Genomic DNA, 20746 nt, shown 5'->3' on the forward strand with positions numbered 1-20746 from the left:
GAGGCGTCGCACTGCGCCCGCGTCACCGCCCAGCGTCCCAGCTGGTGCCGAGAGGAAACAGCATGAGTGACCGGATTGCCGCGGTCGACTGCGGTACGAATTCCATTCGACTACTGATCGCCGATGTCGTTCGGGACGGGACCGAAGCGGCGCCGCGGCTGACCGACGTGCACCGCGAGATGCGCATTGTGCGTCTCGGGCAGGGCGTCGACGCCACCGGTGCGTTCGCTCCGGAAGCCATCGAGCGGACGCGGGTCGCACTGGCCGACTACGTGGATCTCATGATCGAGGCCGGGGTGACTCGGGTGCGCATGACCGCCACCTCCGCCGCCCGCGACGCGAGCAATCGCGAGGATTTCTTCACCATGACCGCGGCCGAATTGGGCCGCGCGGTCGAGGGCGCGCGGGCCGAGGTCATTACCGGTGACGAGGAGGCACGCCTCTCCTTCGCCGGCGCTGTCGGCGAATTGTCCAGTGAGGCAGGACCTTTCGTGGTCGTGGACCTGGGTGGCGGTTCCACCGAAGTGGTGCTCGGGGACAGTGCTGGCGTGCAGTCGGCGTACTCCGCCGATATCGGCTGCGTGCGCATTACCGAGCGCTGCCTGCATGGCAATCCGCCCACCCGCGAAGAGGTCGCCTCGGCCCGCTTCTTCGCCTCCGAGCGCCTGGCGCAGGCTTTCGGCGTGGTACCGGTCGAGCGCGCGCAGACCTGGGTCGGTGTCGCCGGAACCATGACAACGCTCGCGGCGGTAGCCCTGGACCTGCCCGAATACGATTCGGAGCGAGTGCATCTCACCCGCCTGTCGCTGACCGAGCTGCGCAAGGTCTGCGATCGTCTCATCAATATGGATCACGATGAGCGGGCCGCGCTGGGTCCCATGCATCCCGGCCGGGTCGATGTCATCGGCGGTGGTGCGGTGATCGCCGAGGTGCTCGCCGACGAGCTGGCCCGCCGCGCCGGAATCTCCGAGTTGATCGTCAGTGAGCACGACATCCTGGATGGAATCGCCCTCTCCATCGCCTGATCCGTCGGCTCGGGGTGATTCCCTGGCAAACTGAAGGTTCTTGTGGAGCGCGCTTCTACCAGTGCGTTCGCCTCGAATTTGTGACGCAGGTCAACAGTTGAGGTTGCTGTCAGATTGCCCCATATGGGAAGGTCTGCTCTATGTCAGAAGTAGCCCAGCATGCGAAACCGGTCTCCGAACGGACCTTGTTCGGACATCCCATCGGTCTCGCGAATCTTTTCGGCGTCGAGTTGTGGGAACGTTTCTCGTTCTACGGCATGCTCACGATCCTGGGCTACTACCTCTACTACACCGCCTCCGAGGGCGGTCTGGGACTGGAGAAGTCCACCGCGACCGGCATTGTCGGCGCGTACGGCGGTCTGGTGTACCTCTCCACCGTGCTCGGCGGCTGGATCGCGGACCGGGTGCTGGGTATGGAGCGCACCGTCTTCTACGGTGGCGTGGTCGTCATGGCGGGCCATATCGCGCTGGCCGTGATTCCCGGGCTGCCCGGTGTGGGTGTGGGTCTGGTGCTCGTCGCGCTGGGCTCGGGCGCGCTCAAGGCCAATGCGTCCTCGCTGCTGGGCACGCTCTACTCGAAGGGTGATGCTCGCGCGGACGGCGGCTTCACGCTGTTCTATCTGGGCATCAATCTCGGCGCGTTCGCGGGTCCGCTGATCACCGGTCTGCTGCAGGATCATGTCGGCTTCCATTACGGCTTCGGCGCGGCCGCCATCGGTATGGCTTTGGGCCTGACCCAGTACGTGGTATTCCGCCGCAATCTCGGCGGGCACGGCCGCGAGGTGCCGAATCCGCTGCCGCGCACCGCGATTCCCAAGACCGTGGCGTTCGTCGGCGCTTTCGCGGTGCTGGTCGCGGTGGCGGCGCTGACCGGTCTGCTCACCCTGTCGAATCTGCCCGACGTCACCACCGGCGTCATCGCGGTGGCCTCGATCGCCTACTTCTACATCATGCTCACCAGCCCGAAAGTCGATGCCGTCGAACGCGTTCGGGTGCGCGCCTTCATTCCGCTGTTCATCGCCAACGCGGTGTTCTGGTCGCTGTTCCAGCAGATCTTCACCGTGCTCGCGGTCTACTCCGATGAGCGCATCAACTGGGATGTCTTCGGCTGGACCGCGCCCTCTAACTGGATCGGTTCGATGGAGCCGGTGTGGATCATCGCGCTCTCCCCGCTCTTCGCGATCATGTGGACGCGCCTGGGCAATCGCGCCCCGAGCACCCCGCGCAAGTTCGCGCTCGGCGTGCTCGGCATGGGTGCGGCCTTCATGCTCTTCGCGCTCTTCTCCGGCACCGAGGGCAAGACGGTCCCGATCCTGTTCGTCTTCGCGGTACTGGGCGGCTTCGCCATCTCCGAGTTGCTGCTCTCGCCGATCGGCCTGGCGGTCACCACCAAGCTGGCCCCCAACGCCTTCCGCGCCCAGATGATGGCCCTGTACTTCTTCTCGGTCGGCATCGGCACCTCCATGTCCGGCGTGCTGTCCAAGTTCTACGACCCCTCCCACGAACTCGCCTACTTCGGTATCACCGGCCTGGTCACCATCGCGGTGGGCGCCGTGGTCTGGGCCATCGCCCCCTGGGTGAGCCGTCATATGGAGGGCGTGCACTGACCCCCTGATCGGCAAACGCGGCCCGTCTCCGGTGGGGGACGGGCCGCTTTCGAATTCTGCTGGGGGAGCGGTTAACTCAGCTCGCGAAAGAATCCCCACATCCACATTCCCCGCAATGGCGTTCGCGGCCAGCTCATCCGCCGCCCGCACATGATTTCAATCGATAATCCAAGTCGAAATCCGCTGCTCAGCGACGCCCGCCTGCCATCCCCGAGAAATTCACCCTCGGGTTGATTACGGCACGACCGTACGGCTCGGTAGTCTGACCCAACGCCCCCGTAGCCCAATTGGCAGAGGCAGCGGACTTAAAATCCGCACAGTGTGGGTTCGAACCCCACCGGGGGCACAACCGACAGAGCTCCCCTTGATTAGTTGCGCTCGGCACCACCCCGGCCACAAGGTCATCGATCTGCGCTGCGGAGTTGCACGAGTTCAGCAACACCAGCAGCGGCGGAGTGTCGGTCGCCTGGATCGCACGGGCGAACGCACCAGCGGAGACATCCATGCCCGAATTGGGATCGTCAGTGTCCTGTTCGAACACAAGAAAATCGTCATCGCTATGACCGGAGAAGTGAACCACATGAGGACGGAACTTGGTGATCCCGTCGAGCAGGTCCGCTGGAGTTGCCGCTGGACGAACATCGAACTCGATCTGATAGCGATTAAGAGCTGACTCGACGGCCGCACGGATCCGCTTCTGCTCGCGGCCCACTCGGAGATCGCCCTCTCCCGCGGCCCCGAGGATCAACACTCGCAGCTTCTCGGGCTGGGGTGCCGGCAGCTGGCGAAGCACATGCTCAACCGCGGATTCAGTAGTCGCCACCCGGGACTCGAGCTCCGCCCGCTGGCCGGCGGCGAGACGCTGAGCCCGCTGCTCCTCTCGTTTGCGCTTGACCTCGGCGGCGTCGGCTTCGGACTTCTCCGCCTTGGCGAGCTTCCCCTGGAGCTCGGCCTCGCTCTTGGCATAGCCGCTGGCCCTCAGCTGCCACCGGCCAGCTTCCTTCCCAGCGGTTTCGGTCTCTTTGTCCTTGCGCTCAGCCTCGCGGAGTTTGGATTTCACGGTCGACTCGCTCTTGGTCTTCGAGGCTGCCAGTCGCGCCGCTGCGGCTTCTGCGCGCTTCTTCGACTCCTTGGTCCGGAACTCACCGGCCTTCTTCTCGGCGTCGACGCGCTGCTTGCGCTTGTTCGTCAGCTGGCTTCGATACTGGTTCGCGCTCAACGAATGGCTCCTCGCACCAAGGTGTCTTGCCCGGCAACCTCCGAGCGACGCCATCGTACGTCGGGGCACTGACACGTATTCGCCCTTGCAAGAGAGTCCTGGTTCTGGGTTTGCTCGCCGTGTCAGGACGGGAAGCCTTCTACTAGCGAATAATTCGCAACGATCACGTCGATTACATGTCCACGTCGATGACTCCCACGTCGGAGTCTTCGAATGCTCGGGGCAGGTCAAAACTCGACGAATGCGCTCAACTCGGCATACAGGACGTCCGCTGAGCGGTAGATGCTCACACAGCCATCGTCGTTAGAGGTGCGATTCTGATGTCCAGGTGACTTGCGGCGGCATGTGTTACCAGCGAATTGGACGGTCTCGCAACACAACCAGGCCGCCTGAACCCGCAAGCAGTTGCGGACGCTCCGGACACACCAACGCCCCGAGATCATCTCGGGGCGTTGACCTTCCAGCCGGACGATCCACCATTGCGAACCGACCCGTAAGCGGCATATCCGGACACTCGGGGAGGCCAGGCCATAGGCTCCCTCAGTGCATCTAGAGCTGATTGCGATCATCGTCGAGGAGTACGACTCGGCCATCGAATTCTTCGTTGAGACACTCGGTTTCGATCTCATCGAAGACTCGCCGTCACTCACCAACGACGGACGTCCCAAACGGTGGGTTGTCGTTCGCCCACCCGGCACGGCAACGGGAATTCTGCTCGCACAAGCAGACGGAGAAAAGCAACGCCTCGTTATCGGTGACCAGTTCGCTGGCCGGGTCGGCTTCTTTCTACGAGTTACCGACTTCGTGGCGGCCTACCGGCGGATGGCCGAAGCCGGGGTGAAGTTCGTAACCGAGCCTCGCACCGAGCCCTACGGCCAGGTCGCCGTATTCAACGACATCGCGGGAAATCGATGGGACCTACTCGGTCCGCATGAATCCGCATAACTGTGACTGCCCCGCCTCCGGTCTCCCCGCTGGCCGGTTCTATGACCGCCTGAGCCCGCAGGCAGATCAGGATGTTCGTGGCGCAAGTCCTTCGGGCCTATGGGCAGTCGAGGAGTTGCATGGGTGGATTTTCCATCACTGCTGCGACGCCATCGCGATTGACAAGCCGTTCCCATTCGGCTCCGGTCACGACAGCGGCGACCAGCGTTCCGTTGACGACATCTGTGCAGTTCGCGACGATGTTCCAGTCATCGCCTACCGGCCTTGCGGGTTGCTCGTCTGTCAGTTTGAGCTGCGCGGCAACGTCGCGCCCGTCGATCACGATCTTGTCCGACGTTCGCACTGAAAGTACGGTTCGGCCAACAAAGCTCTTTCCGACAGCTTGACGCACGTCCGCCGGCTGGCCACCTACCTCGTGGGAATCGCTGGCGCATGCGGTCACACTGAGCGCCAAGGCGATTCCGGTCGCTACCGCAACGGCTAGAGGACTCCTCTTCATATCAACGCCTTCCGGTCCAATGTTTCAGAGCCCAAGCTGATATGTGTTCCCACTGCGGCTGCAAACGGTAGGTCGGAATCCCTGCTGCCGCGATACGTAGGCGCGCCGCCTCTCAGGTGCTGGAATCGCGCACTACACAGGCGCATACCGCTCTGATCAGCGCGGTATGCGCCTGTGTAGTGAAGTGGCTCCACTGTGATGGCCGCTATGCAACTTCGGTTCGCCGTTTTAGTGAAGCGAGGTGGTCGGTCTCAGGTCGACAACCAGCCGCGATGGTGGTTCTGTAGGGTGGCTGTTCGTTGGCGGGGATGAACTCGGGGGTTGTGTTGGCGCGCAAGGATCTACGACGGATTGCGATCATTGTCGCGGCGGTGTGGATGACCTCCACCGGCGCCGTCGCGGCGCATGCTGCGCCAGCACCGGCATCAGCCGATACTGCGGTCGTGTCCCTGCCCGCCCCTACCGGCGAGAACCCAGTCGGTATGACCGAACTTCACCTCACAGATCCGGATCGAAACGACCCGTGGGACGACGGTCCTCGGGAACTGCTGGTTCAGATCTGGTATCCAGCTCAGGACGCGGGCGCTGCCGCCTCTGCAGCGTGGATGCCCGCGGGCGGGCGGGAGGAGCAAGCCGCTTACCTCACCGAACTCGGTGTACGCCCAGACAGTTGGACTCTCGGTTCCAGCCACAGCTACGTGAACCGGCCGGCGCGCGAAGGAGATAGCCGGTTCCCGGTGTTGCTGAACTCCCCAGGCATGGGTGACACAACCGGATGGAGTACCGCTCAAGCCGAGGATCTCGCCAGCCACGGCTATGTTGTGGTCGCGATCAACCACACGCACGAGGCCTTCTCGGTCCACTTCCCGGACGGACAGGTCGAACGCACGGTTGTCCCGCTCGATTCGCCGCAAGAGGTGTTGCGGGATGTACTGCTGCCCACCCGAGTGGCCGATACGCGCTTCGTGCTCGACGAACTCTCAGCGGCCACCACCGGGCAGGGATCACAGACCGCTGGGAGACTGCCCGCAGGATTGGCGGGGAGTCTGGACATGGCGAAGGTGGGGATGTTCGGACACTCGCTCGGCGGCTCGACTACCGTCCAAGCCTTGCACGATGAGCCCAGGATCCGTGTCGGCGTCAATCTGGACGGGCCGATCCTGGGATCGGTTGCTACCGAGGGGACCGACAAGCCACTGCTCATGCTTGCCGGTGGTGCCTCGCCGTGGTACGGCAAACCCGGCTGGGAACCGTACTGGCCCAGCAACACCGGTATGAAGCTGCCCCTGCGAGTATCGGGCACAGAGCACATGTCATTCTGCGACCAGCAGACGATCCTGCCGCAACTGGCTGCTGCCGGACTGCTTCCGGCTGACACCAATACCAAAGCGGTCGGCAGGATCGACCCCCAGCGCTCGGTCGAACTGCAACGAATCTACTTGCGTACCTTCTTCGACTCTGCGTTCAATCGGAACGGCACCGGTGTCATCGAGGCGATCACCACCCTGGCCCAACCCGAAATCTTGCTTCCCTGGTAGCGCGAAATCAGCTCCTGACCCCCTCCCACGCATGCAGGCCGACCATGCATCCGGAACTCGCCATGAGCGCGCATTGTTGGCTGCCCGTGATGGCTCGGCCCGTAGATCTTCGGGCGTGGCGCGTGGGCGGTTCGAATAGCGCGCTCAGCGGTAGATCAGTGCGTTCCGTCGAACTGCGCGTCGACTCTGCGTCGGTGGAACCAGCGTCGACGACGCGCAGTCCGCCGCCGCACGGGAAGCCGGGTTGAGTGACGAGGAGATCGTCGAGGTCGTCGCCAATGCATGCGCGGCTACTCGAGTCGCTCCGCGATACGCGCCCATGAATCTCGAACCGTGGCCAGCGCGTTCTCGGCGCTGATCGTCAACCGTGTCTGCCCGGCCAATTGTGTATTCCAGTCGTCGTCATCGGGCGCATGATCGAACAATTGCGGGGTGGGAAGCCGGTTGGTCGGACCGTGCTTGCGATACAACGCTCCTGCGGCGTCGTCGATCGCGCCCATGCCGTTCAGCGCCCAAAGATCCCAAAGGTCGCGTGGTGCGCGTCGGTCGTGCCACGTCGCGGTCTTCCCTGCCGCAAAGGCCGGCAATGTAGGCACGAACAACTCGGCCGGTGGCGCGTCGCTGTATCGCTGTTCGAGACTGCGGAGTTCGGTTGGCCACACCGTTCGGCCCTGGGCCGACAGCAACTGGATCTTGACAGACGCACCGGATGCGGAGCGAAGATTAGCGGCCTCGGTGTCCGGGACCTCGCTCAGCGGCGGTGCCCATTCCAGCCGACCATATGTCCGCGCGGCCGATCGCGGCAGAGCGGCGTCGAGTTCGGCCGCCAGTACCGTCCTGTTGTCCAGTGCAACCAGATCGATGTCTTCGCTGAGCCTGCCGTTCACCAGATGCGTACGGGCAAGAGCGGTTCCGCCGATGAAGTGCAGCCGGTCGCCGAACCCTCGGCTGAGTGCCGCCAGCAGATGGGAGATCAGGTGGTCGCGCTCGACCTGCTCCGGGGCGACGCCGAATTGAATTGCGACACTGTCACGTTCGTCAATGCTCATGGCTCGCCCAGCCTTTCGCACGTCGAAGCGCCGCGCCCAAACGCTGATCCGCAGCGAGCTGCGTAAGTCTCGACGAATCGCTACGTTGGTACAGCGTCCTGATCGCTGAACGAACCTCCGCTTCGGCGTTGCCCAGCTCTGGGCGCCGGGCTAGATCGAGCAGGGTCTGTTCCGGAGTAGTGACAAGTGTCGGGCCCAGTGGCGTTTCGACGCGCTCGGCATCGAGTGCGTCGGTATCACGACGGACGAACCGAACCTGCGCCGCGCGGTCGGTCAGCGCGATCGGCCGGTGCTGGCTCGGAACCGCAACCACCGCGGTCGCCAGTGCGCGAGGTACGGCTCCCAGCATGCGTGCCGCACTGATGCCCATGACAATGGCCTGATCCGCACCATAAATCGAAGACGCAATTCCCGCAGCGGCCGCCTCGAGGACGGGGAGCCAGGTCCGGCCGATGTAGTCCGGCGGGATGATGATGTAGTAGCCGTGCGCAACACGGTGCAGCACGCCCCGATCGACGAGCCGCGCGACCTCGGACGGCGGTTGAGCGTAGACATCAGCGAGGTCCTGCGGCCGCACGGTTCGAAGCGGTGCCCGCCAGAGTTCACTGGGCAGCAAGGTACTGCGACGCTCAGCCACTAGCACCACTCTCTCGGGGAGTATGCATTTTATTGGCTATTAGCCAACGAAATGCATACTACCGGAGCACTGGCTGCGAATCGAGCCGATCGGCTATCCACGGATACGGGGATCATCGCACTGCGAAGTCGCGGCTTCCTCGACTAAGGGGCCACAGCCACTTGCTGATTGGCGTGTCGATGCCCTGACAGCCAGCGAGGCCTTCGCCGCGCGGAGGGGATCGGGCCGTCCGCTGTTCCTCAACTGCCGGACCGGCGACGGATACGCCGCACTACTGCGATATCTGCGGAAATCCGCAGCTCACCACGGGGCCGGGTGGTTGTCGATGCTGTCCGTGCCACCCCGGGGGCACCGACGGCTCCGGTAAACGTCCAGGTCGGATTCGAATTCGGCGCGCCGAGACCCGGCGCGGATTCAGTACGCCCACAACAATTCGCGCTGCGTGGCAACGGGTCTCGTGCTGCGGCGGCTCGCCACCGGCGCCTCGAGCTGTGCTGGCTGGCCCACGACCTCCCGCCTTTGTGTGCGCACTTGTGCACGTATTATCGGGGGGTGACCTCTCCGCAATCCGCGCCCCCGGTATCGCCGGTGGCGCTGTTCGCCCACCGTGACTACCGGCATCTGTTCGGTGCGCAGCTGGTGGCACTGTTCGGCAACGGGTTGACCACCGTCGCGCTCGGTCTCCTCGCCTATCAGCTGGCGGGCCCCCGCGCGGGCGCGGTGCTGGGCACGGCGCTGACGATCAAGATGGTCGCCTATGTCCTCATCGCGCCTTTGGCCGGTGCCTGGGCCGACCGGGTGCCCCGGCGGCAGGCGCTGGTCGGGCTCGATCTGGTGCGCGCCTCGATCGTGTTGATGCTGCCGTTCATCGACCAGATCTGGCAGATCTATGTGCTGATCGCGATCCTGCAGTCCGCCTCGGCGGCGTTCACCCCGACTTTCCAGGCGGTGTTGCCCGATATCCTGCCTGACGAACGCGATTACACCCGGGCGCTGTCGTACTCGCAACTGGCTTCCAGCCTGGAATCGCTGCTGAGCCCGCTGCTGGCGGCCGTGCTGATCGGGGTCGTGTCCTTTCACTGGTTGTTCACCGGCACCGCGGCGGGTTTCCTGGTCTCCGCGGCGCTGGTGGTATCGAGTCGGATTCCCGACGCCGTGCGGCGGGCCGGGAATCCGGTCGTGCTCGACCGGATCCTGTCGGGGGTGCGGATCTTCGCCGCGACCCCACGCCTGCGCGGCTTGCAGGGGCTGAATCTTGTTGTGGCAGCGGTTGGTTCGATTGTCATGGTCAATACGGTCAACCTGGTTCAGCAGACCCTGGGCCGTTCCGAATCCGATGTGGCGTGGCTGCTGGCCGCCAACGGACTCGGCGTGATCACGGTGGCGCTGTCGGTGCCACGGCTGCTGGAACGAATCGGTGAACGCACCCTCATGCTCACCGGGGCGGGCGTACTGCTCACCGCGATCGTGGCCGCACTGACGTCATCGACCGCCGTGACCGGAGATTGGCGTTGGCCGGTCCTGTTCCCGATCTGGGCGACCATCGGTATGGGCACCGGTCTGGTCCTGACCCCCACCGGGCGGGTGTTGCGCCGCTCCAGCAGTGCCGAGGATCGGCCCGCCCTGTTCGCCGCGCAATTCTCGCTGTCCCATGCCTGCTGGCTGCTGGTCTATCCGATCACCGGCTGGCTGGCCACCACCACCGGATTCACCACCACCTGGGCAGTTCTCGCGGTCCTGGCCGCGCTGGGCATCGTGATCGCACTGGTCTGCTGGCCGCGCCGCGACAACGAACCGCTCCTACACATCCACGAACCCGGCACCGACCCCAACCACCTCACCGACGCGCGACCGCTACCAGGCGGCGGCCACGTCCACGCCCACTCCATCGTCATCGACCCCAACCACCGCAACTGGCCCAAACTCGTCGGCACCGCGGGCGAAGCCTGAAGTGTTCTTTCGTTGCCGGACTCATCAACGAAATCTGACAGCCGGATCGCCAACGCACCGCACCCCGGATAGAGCTGCCCGACATCACTCTGAAATGCGTGTCGGTCACTTGCGATAGGCCGCGTGAGTCCCCTTGCTGCAGAGGGACTTTCGGAAAATTGGGGAGTGGAGCATGAAAATGCCAGTCTTTGCTCGTTCGACCGTCGGTATCGCCGCGGTGGCGGCGATGGGGGTGGCCACCATCGTCTCGGCTACGACCGCATCGGCGGATATGAGCATTAGGTCGTCCTCGGCCTACTGTGTGGGGTCGACCTACACCGTGACACTGCCGGCCTCCGACGCCGCGGTGTTGATCGGGAATGTTCCCCTGGACACCGAGTTCGTGTTCCGGACTTCGGCGGTGGGGGGCTCGACGTTCACCACCTTCACGACGGTGCCGTACGTCGCGGGCAAGGATGTCGTCGCGTCCTGGACGCCGACCGCGCCGGGGCAGGTGATGGTCAGCGCGTGGCCCAACAATACGACTACGGGTCCGGCGTATTTCGGTGAGAACGGGCCGACGGTCAACGTCGTCCAGACCGCTCCCTCCGGAACTACGTGTGGCGCGGCCACGGGTGGCACGGGTAGCGCGAATTCGATTCCGGTGATCGGTGGTCTGCTGAGCGGCCTTTCGGCTCAGAAGTAGCGGCACCCTGTCGAAAGCCCCTGCCCTGTCGGGGCTTTCGCTGTTTCGAAGCGGGCCGGTGACCGCCGGTTCAGAGGGCCATTTTGCCGTTGTCGACGGTGTAGACGGCGCCGTGGACGGCGGAGGCTTCGGGGGAGCACAGGAAGGTGATGACGTTGGCTACCTGGATGGGATCCATGAGGCCGCGGGCGGCGGCGGTCTTCATGATGAGGGTGTAGTCGGGGTCCTCGGGGAAGGTGAAGTTCTGTAGCAGTGGGGTGGTCATACCGCCGGGGCAGACGGCGTTGATGCGGATGCCGCGACTGTCGAATTCCAGGGCCATGGCGCGGGTGAGGCCGATGAGGCCGTGCTTGGCGGCGCAGTAGGCGGCCGAGTAGGCCTGGCCTTCGAGGCCCGCGATGGAGGCGACATTGACTATGTTGCCCTGTCGTTCGAGCAGGTGGGGGAGGGCGGCGCGGGAGAGGAAGAATGGCGCGTTCAGGTTGACGGCGAGGTCGTGCTGCCAGTCGGCGTCGGTGGTCTGCGCGGTGTGCCGCATGGTGTGCGCACCGGCCGCGTTCACCAGGATGTCGATGCCGCCGAACCGCTCGACGCAGGCGTCGATCACCAGCGTGCTCGCGGCCGGATCGGTGAGATCAGCTGCCAGCCAATCGGTTTCGGGGCCATCGAGGGTGGCGTTGAGCCGGTCCTTGTCCCGCCCGACACCGAATACCTTCGCCCCGCCCGCCCGCAGTGACCGCGCCACGGCCTGTCCCAGCCCCGACGACGCTCCGGTCACCACCGCGACCCGGCCATCGAAACGTCCGGCACCCTCGCCCGTCATACCCGTCTCCGTTCATTCGCGGGACGGCGACGAAACCACCGTCCGCGCAGACGATTCAACGACACCGCACCCGTATCCGCGACCTCGGACATCCGCACCCCCGCCTACCTGCGTTAACACAATCGAAAGCGCTCACGATCTCTACCACGTGGCGCGAACTCGAAGCATCTTCGGTACGGCCCGGCTCACCGCAGCGGGCGTCCTCGCGGCGACTCTCGGGATGATCTCGACGGGTTGCACGGCAACCTCGTCGACCCCGCAGGCCACCCCGACGAGCGCCGTGGTCCCCGTCGCCGAGCAGCGCGGCGCCCCGAACGGCAGCGGCAACGGCCTGTGCTTCGATCCGAATTCCGTCCTCGCGCAATCCGCCCTGGCCAAACTCCCCGCCGCCCCCATCGGCACCTGGTCCGTCGGGCAGACCAGCAACGATCCGATCAGCGCGGGCTGCGACGGCCTGCTGTCCTGGATGATGGCCGATACCAACACCAATCACCCTTATACCCAGGTCCTGTTCTTCACCGGCGGCACCTACCTCGGCACCACCACCTCCGACCCCTACATGTTCACCATGTTGACCGCGCACACCCGCACCAGCATCTCCCTCACCTATCGCTGGACCGTCGGCAACGACCCGATGTGCTGCCCGCAGGGCGGCCCCAGCGTCGTCACCTTCACCCTCAACGGCACTACCATCACCGCCAACGGCCAGTTCCCGCCGCACTCCTGAGCCGAATCCGGCTGTGTCGCAGGGGGTACCGGTGGGTAGGGCAGGGTGTGGTAAGGCCGCCCCGTTTGGATGCCGGGAGCTGATCGCCTGTACGGTTTCTCTGTGGCCAGACAGCTGGGCACATGGCGATGTCCGCGATATCGGGCAGTTGCGCTCTCCAAGGAGGAGCAGAGACCGATCGACGAAGGCAGGAGCGCGGTGAATGAACAGGGTGGAATGCGGGGATGTCCCAGCCGTTAGGTTATGACGCTAGCGAAGAAGCCATCGACCTCGGTATTCACGTTCGCACCTTGCCGTCGATCGAGCCGATTGTGATGTGGGTGCCCGATATTCGATCGGTGATCGTGCAGGCGGACTTGCCGCCGATCAAGCACAACGAGGCGGTCGCGCACGGTCTCGCCCACGCCATTCTCGAGAACAGTTGGCTGGTCCGACGGACCAGATTGGGCCGCATGCCGCGGATCAAGGTGGAGCAGGCCGTGCACGATCTCGTCGCTCGTCGCTCGATTCCCATCGAGAATCTGCAGGAGGCGGTGGCCCGATTTCGGTCGATCGAACTCTGTGCGACCAGGCTGGGTGTCAGTGTGCCGATGCTGACGCATCGCCTGCTCAATCTCAAACAGTCCGAGCGCCGGTTGATTCACCCCAGTCATCTGGACCGCATGTCCTGGGCGAGCTCTGAGACGATTCCGTCCGATATCACCTGCGTATGGGTCGAAGCACCGCCCGCGCCACTGCTGCCACGGCTCCGACCTCGCGGCTGAGTTTGCGAGACGGAGCTTCGAATCCGTCATCGTGTGTATCGGGCCTTGAGTCCGGCGACGTAGCCCGCCACGAGATGCAGGTCGTACTCGGACAAACCGGAAAGGTCGACGATGCCGCCCTTGGGTGCCGGAGCAGGTGGGGTGGGTGTGGTTTCCCGAGGAGCCTCCAGCCCGACCTGAACCAGTACTACCTGTGGGTCGAGCCCGACCGCCTCCGCCATTGATTGCAACGTATCGGCCGTCGTGCTCGTCTGCACCTTGCGGTCGTTCTTGTACTGGACGCCGTTCTCGATCTGAGTCCAGAGGCTGGTACTGATGTTGGCGAGTTGGGCTGCCTTCTCCCGGGACAGGATCCGGCGTTCCCGGGCCTCGCGCAGGGCCTCGCTGACCTCCGGTGGAACCGGCGCGCTCCGTCGTCTGCTCATGGGCATGATCCGATGCTAGGTAGTTGGTTGTAATTAGCCCCTTCTGCACGCACTATAACACGATTGGTCTCATCACCGGCCAGCCCTTGGTTGTCTGGGCAACTCGCCGGTAGCAGGTGATTCGTGCGGTTCGCTGGGAGTGGGCAGCGCCTTCGTCACCCCCTACCCATAGCCCTACCGGGGAAGCTTCCGTAGGGGCTGGGGGCAGTCCCTACATCACCCCCTTCCGTATACATAAGCCGTACAACGAAAACCCGGAGCCTCTGTCGAGGCTCCGGATGTGTACCGATGTATGCAAATTCCACCACCCAATTCTCGTTTACGCACGCATGCGCACTACTTTCTCCTTCTATTGGTTGCAACGACTTGTAACGATGTGTAGCGTCTGCACCGTTCTCGAAACGCTCTACCTACCGAGTCTGCTTGTGGGACAGCCTTTTTCCCTGGGCTTACCGGTTCCTCCACAGAAAGTCATCCCATGGTTGTGTTTGTCGACGAGGTGCCCGCTCCAGTAACCCGTGCCAGGGAACGGGCGAACCGTGAGTTCGCGGATGTGCTGCGCGCCAACCCGGGGCGCTGGGCGCGGTATCCGTGGCCCACGCGTTATCCGCACTCGACCAAGCATCGAATTCGAACCGGTCGCGCGGCAGCATTCGGCTCCGGATTCGAGGCCGAGGTGCGTGGTGGGGTGGTGCTGGTGCGGTTCAATCCCGATGCCGCGCGGGGATTCGGCCATGCCGCGTGAATACGCCAAACTTCGTATCGACATCTGGGCCGATGAGGACTGGAGTGAGCTCAGCGAGTCCGCCCAGCATCTCTATCTGCGCCTGCTGGCGCATCCCCGGCTGTCGAAATGCGGTGTGACGGACTGGCATCCCGCCCGATTGGCCTCGAAAACGCGAGGCTCCACCGCGCGGCACGTCCTCGCGGCCGCGGCGGAATTGGTGGAGAGACAGTTCGTCGTGGTCGATATCGACACCGAGGAGATCCTGGTTCGCACCCATATCAAGCATGACGGCATCATGCGATCGGTCAATGGCGCGATCGGGGTGGTCAATGACTACGCCGATATCAGTTCGCCCACGCTGCAGGCCGTCGTGGTGCACGAATTGCGCAGGCTGCGTGCGCGTTTGCCCGAATTGGCCTGCTGGTCGGTGGCCGAACCTCGCGCGCATCGGGTACTGGCGCTCTTGCGGCGGCCCTCGGCCGATCCCGCCGCCCTGCCGAATCCCTTCGACGAATCCGTGCTGCCCGCAACGGCTTTCGATGAAACAGACGAGAATCCCGGGCCGCCGCCCGCTCGCCGCCGTGCCACCGTCCTTCCCTCCGGGTGGCGGCCCGATACCGCGCTGGTGGAAACCATGCGGGCCGAATGTCCCGATATCGATCTACCCGCCGAGCACCGCAAATTCGCTGACTACTACCGCGCCACCGGTCGCGCCATGGTCGATTGGCCTGCCACCTGGCGTAATTGGATGCGCCGCTCCGCCGAGTCGCGCACGCGCCCGGCCGGTGGCTGGATGACGGCCCGGGAGCGACAACACCAGCAGGCCGCCGCGGACTTCCATATCGCCCGCACCCGCGAGCAGACCCGGGATATCGCGATGACCGCCGGGGTGGCCCTGCTCGACTCCGAGGCAATGCCCCTGACCCTGTTGGGAAATCCATTCGAATCCACTTCGGCGGAGTGGGGCACCTAATGTTGGCGGAGTCGGAGGTCATTGCACTCATCTCACTGATTGCCGGCTACGACAACCGCTTCGCGAACGACGTATGTACCCGGGCCGCATGGGGTTTCGCCGCCCGGGACGCGCACTGGAATTTCGACGCGGCCTGCGCGGCGGTCCGGCGCTACTACAACCGTCCGCTGCGCCCGGACGAAACCCTGCCCCGTATCGCGCCCGGACATCTCACCTATCTGATCCGGACCGCGCGCCCGGGCGGGCACGGGCCTTTGCCCGCGGCCGAGATTCTGGCGACCCGCGGCCCCGGCTCCAGCGCCGAACACCGTCGGCGCGTCCGCATCGATCTCGCCGCGCGACTCGGCGCCGTTGGGCGTTTCGAAGATCCTCGGGAAATCGCTGATAGCCTTGTGCCGCAGTCGAATTCGAACAATCACCACGGTGTATCCGTGCTGACGGGAAACGGCTGACGAGTGGTAATCGCGGCACGCCCCCGGCTCACCAGCAGGATCAGCGGGACGAGCCTTGCCGCATTGCCACTCACAGATTCGCGGCCCCTCGGGTCGACGCCATCGACCGACCCGAGGGATTCGCATGATCACCGTTCTGAGCTGCCGGGGCACCGGCGAGCGGCTGGGCGCGCCCGGCAACCTGCTCACCGCTGTCACCGGCCGACTGGACCCCGCCAAGTATTCGATCGGCCCCGAGGTCGACTATCCCGCGAGCATCGGTCCGGCCAATCCCCAGTACGGCCTGGACGGTTGTTCGGAGGAACAATCCATCGACACCGGTGTGCGGGCACTGGCGGCGGCTGTCCGCGCCACCCCGAACCGGGCCGGATTGCTCGGATACAGCCTCGGCGCGGAGGTCGTCACGCGATTCCTCGAGGCCAAGGCTCGCGGCGAATACGCGGACTGCGATATCGCGTGGGCCGCCAATATCGCGAATCCGCTTCGCCGGGAGGGTGATTCGATCGACCCGAATCCGGTGGGATTCGGCATCAACGGTCAGCGTGAACCGTGGCCGGACTGCATTCCGACCTGGGAGGTGGCCAATCCCGCCGACTGCATCACCTCATGCCCGGCGGATTCGCCGTTGCGTACGCTCGCCGATACGTTGTCCGCCTTCAGTTTCGCGGAGTTCGGTGGCTGGACTCGGGCAATGGTCGATCGTTTGCGTGTGAATCGTTGGCAGCCGACTCGGCGGGACGGGTGGACGCGTCCGGTGCGAACCTGGCGGATGTGGGAAGCGGCCGCGGCTTCGATGGAGGGCTATCTATCCGGCGGTCAACACAACCTGGCCTATCAGCGGGACGGTTACTGCGAGCGGCTCGCCGATATCCTCAACGCCCACGAGGAACTACCAGAGCGGCTGCCGTCGGCGATAGCGTGACAACGCGCGGCGCTTGGACCGATATTTGCCGAGTATTTCGTCGACCAGCCGGAGGTCGTGGCTCGACAGATCCGAGAGATCGACACATCTGTATCCCGGCAGCACCGTGGTCGCCGCGGCGAGATCGCCGCGGTACTCGGGGGGAACGTCATGTTCGGTGGCCCATTCGGCCCGGGCCGCTTCCAGTGCTTCGTCGAACTCCTCGGGCACGCGGATTCCTGTCTCTCGATTCGAAACTCGCGTACAACGCCATTGCGGCAGCCGCGAATCACCGGACATGCAAACATCATTCACGATCCTATTGCGATTGACGGTGGCGGGTACCGGTCATCGAGGCCGGCCCGTCTGATCAGGTACGACACAATCTTCAATGTTCGTTTTGTCCGTTTTGTCTGTAAGACCTATTTACCCGTTCATCGCCGAGAATTCACTCGGCGGACGGGCGTGAATGTGTTGGTCAACTGAACAAGATCGGAACGCGCCGGAGGATAGGCTGTGATCGTCGGAAATACGCAAGACGGCCTCGGCCGCAGCGATATTCACCGGTTACTCGCCCCTCCCGTTCCGTCTCCCGCCTTTCACGCCACCCCGTGCGGTTGCAGGCGACGCGGTAGCAGGGCGCGGCCCCGCCCTCGGATTTCTAGCGGTCCGAGGGCGGGGCATTTCTCTTTCCTGTTCGGCGGCAAGCGGATTCGACATCGGGCCGCTACAGTGATGCGGTTCGGTACTGGAAGAGGGGGAATCATCACCATGAGATTTCGGCATCGCCGTGCGCTGGCGCACTCTGAAATCTCTGTCACGCTGGCGATTTCGGGTGTCCTGACGCTCGGTGCCGTATTGCTTCCCGCGAGTCCCGCACACGCCGCCCCCGCCTATCCGTGGGCGCCGCCACCCGTTAACAGCTGTGGTGAAACGGGATTCGACCCGTTGGCCCGGCAGCCGAATCCTGACCCGGTGCAGCCGCAGCAGGACGCCACCATCAAGATCCCGGTTCCGGTGCCGCAAGTGGTCTTCGTTCAGGTGCCCGGACCCAAACCTGACAACACTCGAATCGACTCCGCCGCACTGCCCTCGGACCCATGCGCCAATCCGTGCCCGGAGGTTCGGGACAATCCGGCTCCGGATCCGGCCTCGCCGCCGGGTGATACCGGTAGCGGGTTGTCACTGCCGCGTATCGAGGTGCAGCCCGAATCCGAACCGATTCCCATTCCGGTTCCGGGCGGCGACGGTCCTGTTCCGCAGCCCGCGCCGAGTGCGGATCCGCAACCGCCCGCACCCGCGCCCGCCGCCGCGCCGATCGCGGCGCCACAGGTGGATTCGGTCCAATTGGTCGATCAGGTGACCGGGCACGGCTCGCTCAATCGCACAGATATGCGCTGGTCCGTCGATGGTACCGACCTCGGCCTGATGTGGGAGAGCAAGCCCGGTCAAGTAGCCGTCGTCTTCGGCGACACCTTCGGCAAGGGATGGAAGCCCACCGGTGCCGGAACCGATGAGCAGGAATGGCGCAGCAATGTCATCGCCTACAGCAGCGAACGGGATCTCTCCAAAGGACTCGTCCTGGACGATTTCGTGCAGGACCGGCGCTGTCATGCCGCGGAGATCCTGGACAGCCGCAAGATCAAGAATTTCGAGCACACCACCATTCCCACTTCGGGATTCGCCATCGGCGACCGGCAATACCTGACCTATATGTCGATCAACCACTGGAGTCGTATCCCAGGTATGTGGTGGACGAATCTGGGCGGCATCGCCTGGTCCGATGATGATGGCCGTACCTGGACCAAATCGCAATGGGCGCGCTGGGACAACCTTTTCGGGGTCGGGCGGTTCCAGGTCGCGACCATGGTGCCGCACGGTGATTACGTGTACATGTTCGGCACGCCCAACGGCCGGCTCGGCGTGATCGGCCTGGCGCGGGTGCCGGCCGCGCAGGTGCTCAACAAGTCCGCGTACCAGTACTGGGTCGACGGCACCTGGGTGCCCGCCGATGGCGCGAACGAATTGCTTGCCACCCCTTTGGTTTCCGGGACCGCGAGCGAGCTGTCCGTGCGCTACGACCAGGACTCCGGGCAGTGGCAGATGGTGTATCTCGATGTGATGCGCGGGCAGATCGTGCTGCGCACCGCCGTGGATCCGCAGGGCGTGTGGACCGAGCCGGTGCCGCTGCTCAGTACGCAGGACTATCCGACTGCGTACGGCGGCTTCATCCATCCGTGGTCGACCGGTAAGGATCTGTATTTCACGATGTCGGCGTGGAACAGCTACAACGTGTACCTCATGCACGCGACCTTGAAGTGACGCAACGTAATTCGCGCTGATTAAGCTCAGGCGGCGCGCTGCTCCGCGCGCTTGCACCCACCGCAGCGGCCGTCGGATTCGTGCACCACATAGCCGGGTTGCTTGCGTCGCCGCGTTGTCATGGGCCGTCGGCAACCCAGGCAGCGGTCGGGACGCACTCGCACCTTGACCTCCTCGCCGAGTGCCAGCTGCAGGCGGCGACGGGTAATGGTGTCGCCCCGGCAGACCACCCCGGCCATCACCACACCGTTGGCGACGGAAGGGTTTTCGTCGTCGATGAGGGTGCCCGCGCGGAGTGCGTCCTGGGCGCAGGCGCGAAAACGCTCGCGGGGGCACTCGGTAAGACACACGCGCTGGGCCGCGGCCGTGGCGGGCAGTCGATCCCAGTCGAGCGGGTACGCGGGTTCGACGAAGCCCGACAGGCCGAGGCAAGGGGGCTGAACGGAATTGGCTGCGTTGGCCGGTGACGTTGACACGCTCCAGAGGCTACAACCGGATTCAGCAAGTTGCATACATTAAATTGGTCGGTAAGTGTGCGTAATCAGGTGAAATGGCAAACTGATTGCTTGCAACATAAGGTTTTCGATGTTAGTTTTCCGCCTTGCCGTGTCGCGCCCGTGCCGCGCTTGCCCGCGTGCTGCACCGAAACCGTCTATCGCATAGGCGATGTACTGCGTGTGCACGAGACCGGCCAGTCCTGATCGGATCGGTCCGTGAGAAAGTTGGTCACTTCCGCGGGCCGGCCACAGTGCCGAGAATACGCTGAGCGCAGCGAAAAGCGTTGTGCCACACCAAATATTTAGAAGGGGGTGATCTCTGTGCTCACCGTTATCGAAGACATCGTCAAGCTGATCGGCGACCTCATTCCGCTGGTTCTGCCGCTGCTGGGCCTGTAGTCCGCTCACATCCCCGAACCGGAGATATCCATGCCGCACCATGACGCCAGCGAGTCCGAAAACTCCACGCCCACAGGTACATTGACCTGCGAGGTGCGCGTCCTATCCGTAACCGAGGAGGCGGAGTGACCACCCTGCAGCGCGGTGAGTTCCCGGACTTCGAACAGTTCCTCTGCGATCTGCTCAACCCGATCGCGGCGACCGTGCCCGCTCTCCCGCAGACCGCTGCCCAGATCGTGCTGCCGCTGATCTGGGTCCGTAAGACCGGCGGCGTCCTCGACGTCAACGCCATCACCTACAAGGCCCAGGTGCAGATCGTCGTTTTCGGCACCGACCGCCTGCAGGCGCAAAACCTGGCGATCAGGGTGCGCGACGCGGTGCTGTGCGCACCGGCCGCCACCACCACCGACGGTGTTCTCATCGACTACGTCGAGGAGATCACCTCCAGTGAGCCGAAATTCCACGCCCCCATCCTGCGCCGCAGCCGCGGGCTGACCGAGGTCCCCGACCTGGACCCTCTCAACCAGATGGTCGACCTCGCCTTCAGCATCGAAGCTCGGCGACAGTAGGAACGAGATCGCC

The 20746-nt window shown here is 64.4% G+C and carries 21 protein-coding genes and 1 tRNA gene; 15 read left to right on the forward strand and 7 right to left on the reverse strand.

The window, feature by feature from the left end; genetic code table 11:
• Positions 1–62: 62 nt before the first annotated feature.
• From OHB26_RS16195 to OHB26_RS16210, 4 genes are all read left to right on the forward strand, one after another.
• Positions 63–1025: a Ppx/GppA phosphatase family protein gene (locus OHB26_RS16195; RefSeq protein ID WP_330184979.1), complete on the forward strand. Its 963-nt coding sequence runs from the start codon at positions 63–65 to the stop codon at positions 1023–1025.
• Positions 1026–1165: 140 nt separating this feature from the next.
• On the forward strand, positions 1166–2632 hold the full coding sequence (locus OHB26_RS16200; protein WP_330184980.1) for a peptide MFS transporter: 1467 nt from the start codon (positions 1166–1168) through the stop codon (positions 2630–2632).
• 272 nt (positions 2633–2904) lie between these two features.
• A tRNA-Leu gene (locus OHB26_RS16205) sits at positions 2905–2978 on the forward strand.
• A gap of 1416 nt (positions 2979–4394) precedes the next feature.
• Complete coding sequence (locus tag OHB26_RS16210; RefSeq protein WP_330184981.1) at positions 4395–4796, forward strand: VOC family protein; 402 nt, start codon at positions 4395–4397, stop codon at positions 4794–4796.
• A gap of 97 nt (positions 4797–4893) precedes the next feature.
• On the opposite strand, the gene OHB26_RS16215 is transcribed toward OHB26_RS16210, so the two are convergent.
• A complete protein-coding gene (locus OHB26_RS16215; protein WP_330184982.1) occupies positions 4894–5139 on the reverse strand; it encodes a hypothetical protein in 246 nt (81 codons plus the stop codon).
• Between the two features lie 479 nt (positions 5140–5618).
• Here OHB26_RS16215 and OHB26_RS16220 point away from each other — a divergent pair, with 479 nt between their 5' ends.
• The gene (locus OHB26_RS16220; RefSeq protein WP_330184983.1) at positions 5619–6833 is read left to right on the forward strand and encodes an alpha/beta hydrolase family protein; all 1215 of its coding nucleotides are present in this window, start codon (positions 5619–5621) and stop codon (positions 6831–6833) included.
• A 290-nt stretch (positions 6834–7123) separates the two neighbouring features.
• Here OHB26_RS16220 and OHB26_RS16225 read toward each other — a convergent pair whose 3' ends face one another.
• Entirely contained in the window at positions 7124–7882 is a 759-nt protein-coding gene (locus OHB26_RS16225) for a nucleotidyl transferase AbiEii/AbiGii toxin family protein (RefSeq protein WP_330184984.1), read from the reverse strand.
• Positions 7872–8519, reverse strand: a complete 648-nt coding sequence (locus OHB26_RS16230) for a type IV toxin-antitoxin system AbiEi family antitoxin domain-containing protein (protein ID WP_330184985.1) — start codon at positions 8517–8519, stop codon at positions 7872–7874. The genes OHB26_RS16225 and OHB26_RS16230 overlap by 11 nt, the downstream gene beginning before the upstream one ends.
• A 552-nt stretch (positions 8520–9071) precedes the next feature.
• On the opposite strand from OHB26_RS16230, the gene OHB26_RS16235 reads away from it, so the two are divergent.
• On the forward strand, positions 9072–10469 hold the full coding sequence (locus tag OHB26_RS16235) for an MFS transporter (protein ID WP_330184986.1): 1398 nt from the start codon (positions 9072–9074) through the stop codon (positions 10467–10469).
• Positions 10470–10647: 178 nt separating this feature from the next.
• Positions 10648–11154 (forward strand): hypothetical protein, encoded by a 507-nt coding sequence (locus OHB26_RS16240; RefSeq protein ID WP_330184987.1) that lies wholly within the window; start codon positions 10648–10650, stop codon positions 11152–11154.
• Between the two features lie 70 nt (positions 11155–11224).
• On the opposite strand, the gene OHB26_RS16245 is transcribed toward OHB26_RS16240, so the two are convergent.
• Positions 11225–11977, reverse strand: coding sequence for an SDR family NAD(P)-dependent oxidoreductase (locus tag OHB26_RS16245; protein WP_330184988.1), 753 nt, complete (start codon positions 11975–11977; stop codon positions 11225–11227).
• A 148-nt stretch (positions 11978–12125) separates the two neighbouring features.
• Between OHB26_RS16245 and OHB26_RS16250 the strand changes: the two genes are divergently transcribed.
• Positions 12126–12704 (forward strand): LppP/LprE family lipoprotein, encoded by a 579-nt coding sequence (locus OHB26_RS16250; RefSeq protein WP_330184989.1) that lies wholly within the window; start codon positions 12126–12128, stop codon positions 12702–12704.
• A 290-nt stretch (positions 12705–12994) separates the two neighbouring features.
• Positions 12995–13468 (forward strand): hypothetical protein, encoded by a 474-nt coding sequence (locus OHB26_RS16255; RefSeq protein ID WP_330184990.1) that lies wholly within the window; start codon positions 12995–12997, stop codon positions 13466–13468.
• Positions 13469–13494: 26 nt separating this feature from the next.
• Here the strand turns inward: OHB26_RS16255 and OHB26_RS16260 are convergent, their stop codons facing one another.
• A complete protein-coding gene (locus OHB26_RS16260; RefSeq protein WP_330184991.1) occupies positions 13495–13899 on the reverse strand; it encodes a helix-turn-helix domain-containing protein in 405 nt (134 codons plus the stop codon).
• Positions 13900–14371: 472 nt separating this feature from the next.
• Between OHB26_RS16260 and OHB26_RS16265 the strand changes: the two genes are divergently transcribed.
• The 4 genes from OHB26_RS16265 (at position 14372) to OHB26_RS16280 (ending at position 16967) form a co-directional block, all read left to right on the forward strand.
• The gene (locus tag OHB26_RS16265; RefSeq protein WP_330184992.1) at positions 14372–14638 is read left to right on the forward strand and encodes a hypothetical protein; all 267 of its coding nucleotides are present in this window, start codon (positions 14372–14374) and stop codon (positions 14636–14638) included.
• Positions 14628–15593, forward strand: coding sequence for a hypothetical protein (locus tag OHB26_RS16270; RefSeq protein WP_330184993.1), 966 nt, complete (start codon positions 14628–14630; stop codon positions 15591–15593). The genes OHB26_RS16265 and OHB26_RS16270 overlap by 11 nt, the downstream gene beginning before the upstream one ends.
• A complete protein-coding gene (locus tag OHB26_RS16275) occupies positions 15593–16045 on the forward strand; it encodes a hypothetical protein (RefSeq protein WP_330184994.1) in 453 nt (150 codons plus the stop codon). Before OHB26_RS16270 ends, OHB26_RS16275 begins: the two co-directional genes overlap by 1 nt.
• 124 nt (positions 16046–16169) lie before the next feature.
• Complete coding sequence (locus OHB26_RS16280) at positions 16170–16967, forward strand: PE-PPE domain-containing protein (protein WP_330184995.1); 798 nt, start codon at positions 16170–16172, stop codon at positions 16965–16967.
• On the opposite strand, the gene OHB26_RS16285 is transcribed toward OHB26_RS16280, so the two are convergent.
• A complete protein-coding gene (locus OHB26_RS16285; protein WP_330184996.1) occupies positions 16935–17177 on the reverse strand; it encodes a hypothetical protein in 243 nt (80 codons plus the stop codon). The genes OHB26_RS16280 and OHB26_RS16285 overlap by 33 nt on opposite strands.
• Positions 17178–17717: 540 nt before the next feature.
• On the opposite strand from OHB26_RS16285, the gene OHB26_RS16290 reads away from it, so the two are divergent.
• Positions 17718–19268, forward strand: a complete 1551-nt coding sequence (locus tag OHB26_RS16290) for a DUF4185 domain-containing protein (protein ID WP_330184997.1) — start codon at positions 17718–17720, stop codon at positions 19266–19268.
• 26 nt (positions 19269–19294) lie between these two features.
• Here OHB26_RS16290 and OHB26_RS16295 read toward each other — a convergent pair whose 3' ends face one another.
• A complete protein-coding gene (locus tag OHB26_RS16295) occupies positions 19295–19744 on the reverse strand; it encodes a hypothetical protein (RefSeq protein ID WP_330184998.1) in 450 nt (149 codons plus the stop codon).
• Positions 19745–20289: 545 nt separating this feature from the next.
• On the opposite strand from OHB26_RS16295, the gene OHB26_RS16300 reads away from it, so the two are divergent.
• A complete protein-coding gene (locus tag OHB26_RS16300; protein WP_330184999.1) occupies positions 20290–20733 on the forward strand; it encodes a hypothetical protein in 444 nt (147 codons plus the stop codon).
• Positions 20734–20746: the final 13 nt, after the last annotated feature.

The organism is Nocardia sp. NBC_01503, assembly GCF_036327755.1.
Classification (GTDB): domain Bacteria; phylum Actinomycetota; class Actinomycetes; order Mycobacteriales; family Mycobacteriaceae; genus Nocardia.